The sequence below is a fragment of the Streptomyces sp. NPDC000878 genome (genome assembly GCF_053599695.1).
In genome coordinates, this window is record NZ_JBSFMT010000141.1 from 1 (window position 1) to 10,609 (window position 10,609).

Sequence of the window (10,609 nt, forward strand, 5' to 3'; positions counted from 1 at the left end):
TTTTGGGGGGGGCCGCCGCGGGGGGGTGGGGGGGGCGGCCGACTGTTGAGAGTGCGGGTGCTCAAGCCCAGGCCGTGACGGGGACGAAGGAGCTGTCGTCAGGGAAGCCGACGCCGACCTCGTCGTACGGGTCCACCCAGAGCTCGTAGCCGCGGTGCCGGATGCACCGGCCCGGGTTGTTGCGGGAGACGAGCCGGACCGAGCCGCTCGCCGAACCGGGGACGGCGTAGAAGGTCGCGTCCTGGTTGAAGGCGTCCGTGCCGTCGCTGGTGCCCAGTTGGACGCGGAAGCCGTAGTGGCGCAGGTAGCGGCCGTCGGAGGCACGGAGGGAGTAGCCGGCCGAGCCGGCGAGGCCGGCCACGATCGTGAAGGTGGCCTGCTGCTTGACGGCGGCGGAGCCGGCGGAGGTGACCTCGGGCGTCACGCCCAGCCCGTCGGAGCCGTAACTGGCGTAGCGCGCCGGGTAGTTGACCGACCGGAACGAACGGGTCACCCCGGTCGGCAGAGTCGTGCGGGCCTGTTCCGTGGCGGTCAGCGTGGTGAGACCGAGGTGGTCGTAGCCGCCGCTGGTGGAGCCGTAGTCACCGCCGCCGCCCTCGGGCTCGACGACCTTCGCGAGGGCCGCGAGGTTGGGCACGAACTGCCCCCTGCGGACTGCGTAGTGGTTGTACAGCTGCGCCCAGATCGGGCGGACCTGGCCCCGGCTTCCGCCGGCCACCTCGGTGAAGGTCTGCCAGCCCTCCCACACGCCGGGGGCGCCGTAGTGCCAGATGTAGTCGGTGAAGGGGACCTCCTCACCGAGGTTGTACTTGGCGACGTACTCGCACGCCTTGCGGAACCGGCTGTCGTCGTATCCGTACAGGTCGATGCCCTGGTGCCAGGCCATCTCGCAGACGGTGCCCATCAGACCGATGCCGAGCATGGTGTGGCCCTGGTCGCGGCCGGACTCCTGCCACTGCGCGAGGTTCTCGTCGGAGTACACAAACGGGACGGCGTTGCCGATGGAACCCATCCCGCCACCGGTTTTGAAGTACTCCACGGCCTGGTCGATCTTGGCCTGCTCGTCGCAGAGGATGCCGATGGCCAGGACGGAGGCCATGTTGCACAGGTCCCAGCTCGCCCAGTAGTTGGAGAGGTACGCGCCGTTGTGGTTGACCAGGAAGTCGTTGTTGAGCGGGTAGAACACGTTGCGCATCATGTTCTGGAACGCCGTGAGGTCGAATCCGCTGTAACCGCGCATGATCTCGGCGGCGTTGGCGAACTCGTACCCGTAGATCCCGGCGGCCAGGAAGCGGTCCGCGGTGCCCTGGACCGAAGTGAGCGTGCTCGACCAGGCGTTGAGGATGTTACGGGCCGCGTCGCCGTGCGTGGTGAGGCCCTGGATCTTCCACCGCAGGGCGTTCTGGTAGGCGGCGGCGATGTCGTTGTAGAGGATGCCGTAGTTCTCCGCGGTGCCGGAGCCGCGGTAGATCGTCGCCTGTGGATTGGGCGTCCAGGTGGCCAGCGAATGGGAGTTGGCGATCAGTTTCTGCCAACCCGCGTTCCAGGGCTCCGCCGCCGTGCTGACCCTGGAGGCCATGCGGGAGAGGTCGGATGCCAGGTGCAGGGCTCCCGGGTGGACGATCGCGGCCGAGGCCGGGCTTGCGGTGAGCAGCGGGCTCGTCAGGGCGACGGCGCCGATGCCGGCCGCCGCTTTGAGTACGTTGCGGCGGCTGGCGCCGTTGACGCCTTGGGCGTCTCTCGATGGTGCGGCTCTTTCTGCCATGGTGCGGCTCCTTGGCATGTTGTTGTGGTTGTGCGGATCCGAGAGGACGGCTGGTTGCCGTCGGCGGGGCGACCCGCGCGCAGGACCGCTGCCCCTCGGCGGGGTGGATGCGGCGGAAGAGGTACGTGCCCTCAGCGCTGGGCAGCGCGAAGGTGCGACGGCCGACCGCGACGTCGCCGGGCAGGCGCCTGCCCTCCGGATGCGGCTCGTCCTGCCGCGCCCAGCGGGTCGGATCCTCGTAGGGGTTGCTCGCCGACGGCCGGCGAGATCCCGCAGGTGAAAGTCAAGAACTTTCAAGGTCCGGTTTTTGACCGGTCAAACATTGCGGAGCCTGACGCTAATCATGGGCATCGGAGGCGTCAAGAGGTCTCGCACAACCGGTTTCTATGGTGCGGGCGCTGCGGCCGGGGAGGCATTCGGTCCGACGCCTTGACCATCTTCTCGCGGCCCTGTGACAATCCGGTCGAGTCGATTTGACCGGTCAAATAAGTGGAGAAGCGGGCGACGGGCGGTGCGCCGGACCGAGTCGGCCCGCACGTGTGCGCCCACTGTCCCAAGGAAGGCCCTTCAGCCATGAGTGAGTCCCTCGCAGAGTCCCTTGTGCACGACTACGTGGAGAACTTCTCCCCGGGCAGGGGCCGTGAGCGGCCCCGCGCCGGCTTCACCTCGGACACACCGGTAGTGGACCTGGCCGGTCCGTGGAGGTTCCACCTGGCCGCGGGTCTCCCGCAGGTCACCCACGGCTTCCAGGCGGCCGACTTCGACGACAGCGGCTGGGAGACGATCGCCGTTCCGTCCTGTTGGCAGATGGACGGGCTGCCTGGCGAGCCCCGCTTCGGTGCGCCCGCCTACACCAACCAGATCTACCCCTTCCCGATAGACCCGCCGCACGTTCCGGACGCCAACCCGACCGGGGAGTACCGGCGGGAGTTCACCCTCCCCGACGACTGGCCCGGTGGCCGCACCCTGCTGCGCTTCGAGGGCGTCGACTCCTGCTTCGCCGTCTGGCTCAACGGCACCCTGCTCGGCGACGGCAAGGGCAGTCGGCTGCCCACCGAATTCGATGTCACCGATGCCGTCACGGTGGGCCGGAACACCATCGCGGTCCGGGTGCACCAGTGGTCGGCCGGCAGCTATCTGGAGGACCAGGACATGTGGTGGCTGTCCGGGATCTTCCGGCCCGTCACCCTGGTCTCCCGCCCTGACGGCGCGCTCACCGACTTCTTCGTCCACGCCGACTACGACCCCCTCAGCGGCGACGGCACCCTCCGCGTGGAGACCAGCGGGGCACCGGCCCTGCTGACCGTTCCCGAGCTGGGCATCACCGACGCCGACCCCGCCGGGCCGCACACCGTCCCGGGCGTCACACCCTGGTCGGCCGAGCAACCCCGGCTCTACGAAGGCGAGTTGGTGACCGCCGGCGAGCGGATCCCCCTGCGGATCGGCTTCCGCCGGATCAAGGTCGAGGACGGCGTCATCCTGGCCAACGGCCGGCCCCTGTTCTTCAACGGTGTCAACCGTCACGAGTGGAACCCCGACACCGGACGCAGCCTCAGCCGCGAGGACATGCTCACCGACGTGCTGCTGATGAAGCGCCACAACATCAACGCCGTACGCACCAGCCACTATCCGCCGGACTCCGTGTTCCTCGACCTGTGCGACGAGTACGGACTGTGGGTCATAGACGAGTGCGACCTGGAGACCCACGGCTTCGTCCTGGTCGGCTGGGAGGGAAACCCCAGCGACGACCCGCGCTGGCGCGAGGCGTACCTGGACCGGATGCGCCGCATGGTCGAGCGCGACAAGAACCACCCCAGCGTCGTCATCTGGTCGCTCGGCAACGAGGCCGGCGACGGCTGCAACCTGGAGGCCATGTCCGCATGGGTGCGCGACCGCGACCCGGACCGGCTCGTCCACTACGAGGGCGACCAGAACTGCCGCTACACGGACGTCTTCAGCCAGATGTACGCCGAGCACGGCACCCTCGCCCTGATCGGCCCCGGACAGGAACCCACAGCCCCCGACCCGGCCCTGGACACCCGGCGCCGCACACTGCCCTTCATCCTGTGCGAATACGCGCACGCCATGGGCAACGGCCCCGGCGGCCTGACCGAGTACCAGGAACTCTTCGAGAGCCATCCCCGGCTGCACGGCGGCTTCGTCTGGGAGTGGATGGACCACGGCGTCCGGCGCCTCGCCGCCGACGGCCGCGCGTTCTTCGCGTACGGCGGCGACTTCGGGGAGCCGGTGCATGACGACAACTTCGTCTGCGACGGACTGGTCTTCGCCGACCGCACTCCCTCTCCCGGCCTCACGGAGTTCAAGAAGGTCGTCGAGCCGGTGCGGATCACCGTCGACACCGACGCCCGGACGGTACGGGTCCGCAGCCTGCTGCACACCGTGGACACCGCACATCTGCGGTTCCGCTGGAGCGTCGAGGACGACGGGCTGACGCGTGGCGACGCGGAGTTCGCCGTACGGCCGGTCCCCGCAGGCTCCGCCACGGAACTGTCCTGGCCCGAGGAGCTCACCAAGCTCTGCGACGGACCGCTCGAGAAGGGGCAGGAGCGGTGGGTGACGGTCACCGCCGAACTCGCGGGGGACGCGCCGTGGGCGCCGGCCGGCCATGAGGTCGCCTGGGCCCAGGCCACGCTCGCCGGACCGGCGCCCGCCCCTGCGCTCGAACGCCCACTGGCGCCGGTCCGCACCGACGGCACGTACTCCCTCGGCCCCGCGGTCTTCGACGCCGTGTCGGGAACGCTGCTCAGCCTCGCCGACCTCCCCGTGGACGGCCCGCGCCTCGACCTGTGGCGCGCCCCCACCGACAACGACCTGCGGACCTGGGGCGGCCCGGTCGCCGAAGCCTGGCGCAAGGCGGGCCTCGACCGTCTGGAACACCGGGTCGTTTCCGTCCGGCCCCACGGCGGGGGCCTGGAGGTCACCACCCGCACCGCTCCCGCCGGTGCCGACTTCGCCATGCGCACCGTCTTCCGTTGGGAGGCCTACTCCGACACCACCGCCGCCGGGCACCTGAGGCTCTCCCTGACCGCGGATCCCGTGGGGACCTGGCCCTGCCCGCTCGCGCGCATCGGTATCCGCCTCGCCCTGCCGCGCGACATCGAGACGGTCGACTGGTTCGGACTCGGGCCGGGGGAGGCCTACTCCGACACCACGGCCGCCGCCCGGGTCGGCCGCTTCACAGCCCACATCGACGACCTCCAGACCCCCTACGCCCTTCCGCAGGAGAACGGCAACCGGCGCGAGGTCCGCGAGGCCTGGCTGACCGACAGCCGCGGCCGAGGGCTCGTCATCACCGGGAGCCCCTTCCTCGACCTGACGGTACGGCCCTGGACCAGCGAGGACCTCGACGCCGCCAGGCACACCACCGGCCTGCGTCCCCGCGACAGGGTGTACGTCCATCTCGACGCCGCGCAGCAAGGCATCGGCAGCGGCGCCTGCGGACCCGGCACCCAGCCCCAGCACCAACTTTTCGCCCGTCCGGTGACCCTGACGATCGGCTTCCGACCGTGCTGACCAGCCGCGGGAACGTCGCGGGGAAGCGGATCGATCTCGACCTCGGCACCCTCTGACCGGGCGGCTCGGGCGACCAGAACGGCGTCCGGGCTGCCAACCACCTGTGGTTACGCGGGGTGGCGGAACAGGCCCTGGGGCCGGGTCCGGCCCGAAGGGAAGTCGTACGGGGGCTGGAAGCCGTCGCCGTGTTCGTCTTCCTACGTCCGGCCTACCATGGGTTTCGTCGTCGAACCGATGTGAGGGCTTCTGTGGTCACGCTCAAGGACGTTGCGCTGCGTGCAGGCGTGACCAAGCAGACGGTGTCGAACGTCATCAACAAGCGTCCGGTGGTCAAGACCGACACCCGGGAGCGGGTCGAGCGGGCCATCGCCGAACTCGGTTACACCCCGAACCTCCTGGCCCGTGGCCTGGCGACCGGGCAGACGATGATGGTCGGCCTCGTCATGCCCACCATCGCCAACCCCTTCTACGCGGAGCTGGTGGAAGATCTTGAGCGCTGCCTTGAGGAGGAGGGCTACAGCATCGCGCTCTCCACGACCTACGGCCAGCCGGAGCGCGCCCGCAGGCAGCTGGAGATCCTCAAGCGGCGCTACATCGACGGTCTGATCCTCGCCGACGACGGGAACGTCGGCCACGACGTCGACCTGCTGACCGAGATGGGCTTCCCCTTCGTACTGTGCGCTTCGGAGACCGAGATTCCCTCCGGTGCCACCGTGGTGACCTTCGACCACGGCCAGGCGGGCTATCTCGCCGCCCAGCACCTTCGTGACCTCGGGCACCGGGACATCGCGGTCGTGGGCGACCTGCCCGCGCACCGCGTGCGGCTCGAGGGCGCGCAGCGAGCTCTGGCGGAGGCGTCGATCACCATCGCGCCCTCGTGTATCCGGGCGACGAGGGTGTCGTCCCAACTCGGCGGCTTCGAGGCCGCGATGGGCGTACTGACGGAGCACCCCGAGGTGACCGCGGTGATGGCGACGCACGACCTGCTGGCGCTGGGCGTGCTGCAGGCGGCGGCCGAACTCGGCCGGCGGGTCCCGGAGGATCTCTCGGTGGTCGGTATCGACGACATCGCCGCGGCGGACCAGACCCATCCCGCGGTGACCACGGTGGCCTTCCCCAAGCAGCGGATGGCCCGCAAGTCGACGGAGTTCCTCGTTCATGCCCTGAAGTCGGGTCGACAGCGCCCCGGTGTGACGTGGCTCCGCCCGGAGCTCGTCGTCCGGGAGAGCACCTCACGTCTGGCCGTCTGACCGGCCGTTTCCCGGTCGGCCAGAGCCTCGTCGTCCGTCCACCGAGGCGCTGGGCGCGGCGGTCCCGTGTCCCGCCACAGTGATCCGCGGCAGCCCGATTCTGAGGCGCCGACTTTTTGGACCGGTCAAATTAACGTGGTCGAAACTCTTGATTGGACCGGTCAAAGGGGCGATAGTGACGCAGCCGGGGCCGGTCAGAGGCCCCAACTCCCGCCCTGGTGCTGCCTGCTCGGCGCACGAGTGCGGCAAGCGACGCCACCCCGTCGACGGGACTCCGGGAGTGTAGAGATGTTCGAGAGCGTTACGACAAGACCACTCCGTATGCGGAGTACGGGCGGGAAACACGGGCGGGCACCCGGGGCGATACCCCGGGTGAGCATGCGTCACCGGGCGCGGCGGAGCTTCGCCCGGCACTGGACGCTTTACCTGCTGATGCTCCTGCCCCTCGCCCACCTGGTGATTTTCAAATACGTCCCCATGACGAACGCGGTCATCGCGTTCAAGGATTACAACGTAGTCAGGGGCATCTGGGGCAGCGACTGGGTGGGCCTGCGCAACTTCCAGGCCGTCTTCGACAACCCGGCCTTCTCGCAGCTGGTGCAGAACACCTTCCTGCTGTCGTTCTACGCGGTGATCGCGAGCTTTCCAATCCCCATCATCCTGGCGCTGGCGCTGAACGAGATCCGGCAGGGATTCTTCAAGCGCACCGTGCAGATGGTCACGTACGCGCCGTACTTCATCTCCACGGTCGTCGTCGTCTCCATGACGATCATGATCCTTTCGCCCAAGCTCGGCCTGGTCAGCCACGGTCTCGGATTCTTCGGCATCGGTCAGGTGGACTTCCTCGCGGACGCGGACTACTTCCGCCACATCTACGTCTGGTCGGACATCTGGCAGACGGCCGGCTACTCGGCCGTGATCTACCTGGCCGCTCTTTCCGGCGTCGACCCGTCGTTGCACGAAGCGGTACGAGTGGACGGCGCGTCGCGGCTGCAGAAGATCTGGCACGTCGACCTGCCGAGCATCATGCCGACCGCGGTGATCATCCTCGTACTGGCCGTCGGCAACATCATGGCGATCGGCTTCGAGAAGGCGTTCCTGTTGCAGAACCCGCTGAATCTCAGCGCCTCGGAGATCATCGCGACCTATGTCTACAAGACCGGCCTGATCAACGCCGACTTCAGCCAGGCGACCGCCATCGGACTCCTCAACTCCGCGGTCAACCTCGTCCTGCTCGTCTTCGTGAACTTCGTCGCCAAGCGGCTCACCGGAACCGGGGTGTGGTCATGAGCCAGCCACTGATCACGACGTCCGTCGTCGAAACCGAGGACACCGCCGACGCGCTGGTACGCGGCCCACGGCCGCGGCCGGGCTTCGCACTTCGGCTCCCCGGGCGTCGGCGCAAGGCGCGGCGGGTCCACGAGACCCGCGTCGACCGGATGTTCCTCTTCTGCGTCTACCTCTTGCTCTTCACCTTCCTGGCAGTCGTGCTGCTCCCCTTGCTGAACATCGTCGCGAACTCGTTCAGCGACCCGAACGCCGTGACCTCCGGCCGGGTGCTGTTCTGGCCGGTGGACTTCTCACTGCGCGGCTACGAGGTCGCACTGAGTGACCCGGAGATCGTCACCGGTTTCCTCAACTCGCTCTTCTATACGGTTGTCGGCACTCTCATCAGTGTCGCGCTCACCATCGCCATCGCCTACCCGCTGTCCCGCAAGGGCCTGTTCGGGCGCGGCCTCCTGATGGGCGTGGTGGTGTTCACCATGCTGTTCTCCGGCGGGCTGATCCCCACGTACCTGGTGGTCCAGGACCTCGGCATGATCAACACCCGCTGGGCCATGGTCGTCCCGCAGGCCATCGGGGTCTGGCAGGTCGTCATCGCCAGCACCTACTTCAGGACCATGATCCCGGACGAACTGTACGAGGCCGCCCAGCTCGACGGCTGCGGGGACCTGCGCTTCCTGTGGAAGGTCGCCCTGCCGTTGGCCAAGCCGATGATCGCGGTGGTGGGGCTGATGTACGCCATCGCGCAGTGGAACTCGTACTTCGACGCCCTGCTCTACCTCAAGGACGCCGATCTCTACCCGATCCAGCTGGTGCTGCGGAACATCCTCATCCTCAACAGCAACACCAACGGCGCTACGAATGCCGCCCAATTGCTGGAACGCCAGCACCTCGCCGACCTGCTCAAGTACTCCCTGATCGTCATCGCGAGCGTGCCCGTCCTGCTCATCTATCCCTTTGTCGCGCGCTACTTCACCAAGGGAATCATGATCGGCGCGATCAAGGGCTGAGCCGACTCCCCTCTACTTCCCCCCACGAGTCCGTCACCAGAAAGGACCGTACCCATGCCACGCCCACACCTGCTCGTAAGACTGGCGGCCGCCGGGACGCTGCTCGCCAGTTTGGCGGCCTGCACCGGCGGCTCGTCCGACGGCACCGACGCCTCGAAGCCGCTGCCCACGATCACCGGGAACCCGCCGGTGACGCTCAACGTGTTCGCGCCGCAGTTTCCTGGGGTGAATCTCAAGACCAACAAGTTCACCAAGCTGATCAAACAGAAGTTCAACATCACCATCAACTGGCAGACGACCGGCAGTGACGGCACCGCCGCCAAGGAGAAGCGCCAGATATCGCTGGCCAGCGGTGACCTTCCCGACCTCTATCTGCTGATCCCCTGGGTCGATCAGTTCAGCCAGACCGAACTTCTGAAGTACTCCGGCCAGGGTGTCATCCAGCCGCTGAACCAACTGATCGACCAGTACGGCCCCAACATCAAGAAGGCGTTCGCCGCCGAACCCGAGTTCAAGGGCATGGCCACCGCCCCGGACGGCAAGATCTACGGGATGCCGCAGTGGAATGACTGCTTCCACTGCACGTACACCAACAAGCTCTGGATCAACAGCGCCTGGCTGAAGAAGCTGGGGCTGGAGATGCCCAAGACCACGGACGAGCTCCGAGACGTGCTGCGGGCCTTCAGGACGAAGGACCCCAACGGCAACGGCAAGGCCGACGAGGTTCCGCTCAGTGGAGACACGACGGACCCGATTCTCCCATACCTGATGAACGCGTTCGTGTACGCCCCGGACGGCAGCACCATCCCCTCGACCAATCCCACCCTCGCCCTGAACAACGGCAAGACCGTCGTCCAGGCCAACACGGAGGGCTGGCGTGAGGGACTGAAGTACATCAAGTCCCTCTACGACGAGGGTCTGATCGACAGCAGCGTCTTCACCCAGAACGCGGACGGCCTCAAGAAACAGGGCGACAACGCCGGCGCGGTGATCCTTGGCTCGGCGGCGGTCAAGCACCCCGGTATCGCCGTCACGCTCAACCAGAAGGACGGCCGGGACAAGAACTACGACGTCGTGCCGCCGCTGACGGGCCCCGACGGCAAGAGCTACGCGACCTACACCTCGTCGTCGATGCCCGGATCGACGTTCGTTCTGACCAGCAAGGCGTCGCAGACGGAGCAGATCCAGGCCGTCAAGATGCTGAACTACATCTTCAGCCAGGAGGGCCAGCTCAACGGCATCTTCGGTGAAGAGGGCAAGGGCTGGACCGAGCCCGGCAAGAGCGACGTGGCGCTCGACGACAGTCTGAAGGCGGCGTACATGGTTCCGTTCCGGGCCGAGCCGTCCAACGACCTCTGGGGTGCGCTGGCGCAATACAACAACACCGCGCAGTTCCGCAACACACAGGCGGTGGCCACCGACCCGAAGTCGGCCGACGGCTACGAGCGCCGACTGTTCGAGGCCACCAAGCTCTACGAGGGGCACGAGGACAAGTCGCAGAACTTCCCCTACGGGCAGGCGTGGGTCGACCCCACGGTGTCGAGTGAACTTGCCACGCTCCAGACCAACATCGGCACTTCCGTGCAGCAGAGCGCGGCCCAGTTCGTCACCGGAAAGAAGTCCCTGGACTCCGACTGGGACTCGTACGTCAGCGATCTCGACAAGCTGGGGCTGAAGCGCTTCCTGCAGATCTACCAGGAGGCCTACGACAAGTCCTCGGCCAAGAAGTAGCCCGGAGGGTCGGTGCCGGCCGGTGAGAACCGGCC

6 protein-coding genes are annotated in these 10,609 nt (G+C 67.6%); 5 read left to right on the forward strand and 1 reads right to left on the reverse strand.

Going from position 1 to position 10,609, the window contains the following annotated elements; genetic code table 11:
- Positions 1–61 precede the first annotated feature (61 nt).
- Entirely contained in the window at positions 62–1,765 is a 1,704-nt protein-coding gene (locus tag ACWDR4_RS48990; protein ID WP_450418568.1) for an AbfB domain-containing protein, read from the reverse strand.
- A gap of 573 nt (positions 1,766–2,338) precedes the next feature.
- Between ACWDR4_RS48990 and ACWDR4_RS48995 the strand changes: the two genes are divergently transcribed.
- The 5 genes from ACWDR4_RS48995 (at position 2,339) to ACWDR4_RS49015 (ending at position 10,574) form a co-directional block, all read left to right on the forward strand.
- Positions 2,339–5,299, forward strand: coding sequence for a glycoside hydrolase family 2 TIM barrel-domain containing protein (locus ACWDR4_RS48995; protein ID WP_450418570.1), 2,961 nt, complete (start codon positions 2,339–2,341; stop codon positions 5,297–5,299).
- A gap of 248 nt (positions 5,300–5,547) precedes the next feature.
- Positions 5,548–6,549, forward strand: coding sequence for a LacI family DNA-binding transcriptional regulator (locus ACWDR4_RS49000; RefSeq protein ID WP_450418572.1), 1,002 nt, complete (start codon positions 5,548–5,550; stop codon positions 6,547–6,549).
- A 378-nt stretch (positions 6,550–6,927) separates the two neighbouring features.
- A complete protein-coding gene (locus tag ACWDR4_RS49005) occupies positions 6,928–7,839 on the forward strand; it encodes an ABC transporter permease (RefSeq protein WP_450418576.1) in 912 nt (303 codons plus the stop codon).
- Positions 7,836–8,843 carry a carbohydrate ABC transporter permease gene (locus ACWDR4_RS49010; protein WP_450418573.1) on the forward strand — a complete coding sequence of 336 codons (1,008 nt, stop codon included), beginning with the start codon at positions 7,836–7,838 and terminating at the stop codon, positions 8,841–8,843. The genes ACWDR4_RS49005 and ACWDR4_RS49010 overlap by 4 nt, the downstream gene beginning before the upstream one ends.
- A 54-nt stretch (positions 8,844–8,897) precedes the next feature.
- Entirely contained in the window at positions 8,898–10,574 is a 1,677-nt protein-coding gene (locus tag ACWDR4_RS49015) for an ABC transporter substrate-binding protein (RefSeq protein WP_450418575.1), read from the forward strand.
- Positions 10,575–10,609: the final 35 nt, after the last annotated feature.

What these genes read in the sequence shown, in the direction of transcription:
- ACWDR4_RS48990 (WP_450418568.1), bottom strand. Translation starts at nt 1,765, where the DNA reads ATGGCAGAAAGAGCCGCACCATCGAGAGACGCCCAAGGCGTCAACGGC.
- ACWDR4_RS48995 (WP_450418570.1), top strand. Translation starts at nt 2,339, where the DNA reads ATGAGTGAGTCCCTCGCAGAGTCCCTTGTGCACGACTACGTGGAGAAC.
- ACWDR4_RS49005 (WP_450418576.1), top strand. Translation starts at nt 6,928, where the DNA reads ATGCGTCACCGGGCGCGGCGGAGCTTCGCCCGGCACTGGACGCTTTAC.
- ACWDR4_RS49010 (WP_450418573.1), top strand. Translation starts at nt 7,836, where the DNA reads ATGAGCCAGCCACTGATCACGACGTCCGTCGTCGAAACCGAGGACACC.
- ACWDR4_RS49015 (WP_450418575.1), top strand. Translation starts at nt 8,898, where the DNA reads ATGCCACGCCCACACCTGCTCGTAAGACTGGCGGCCGCCGGGACGCTG.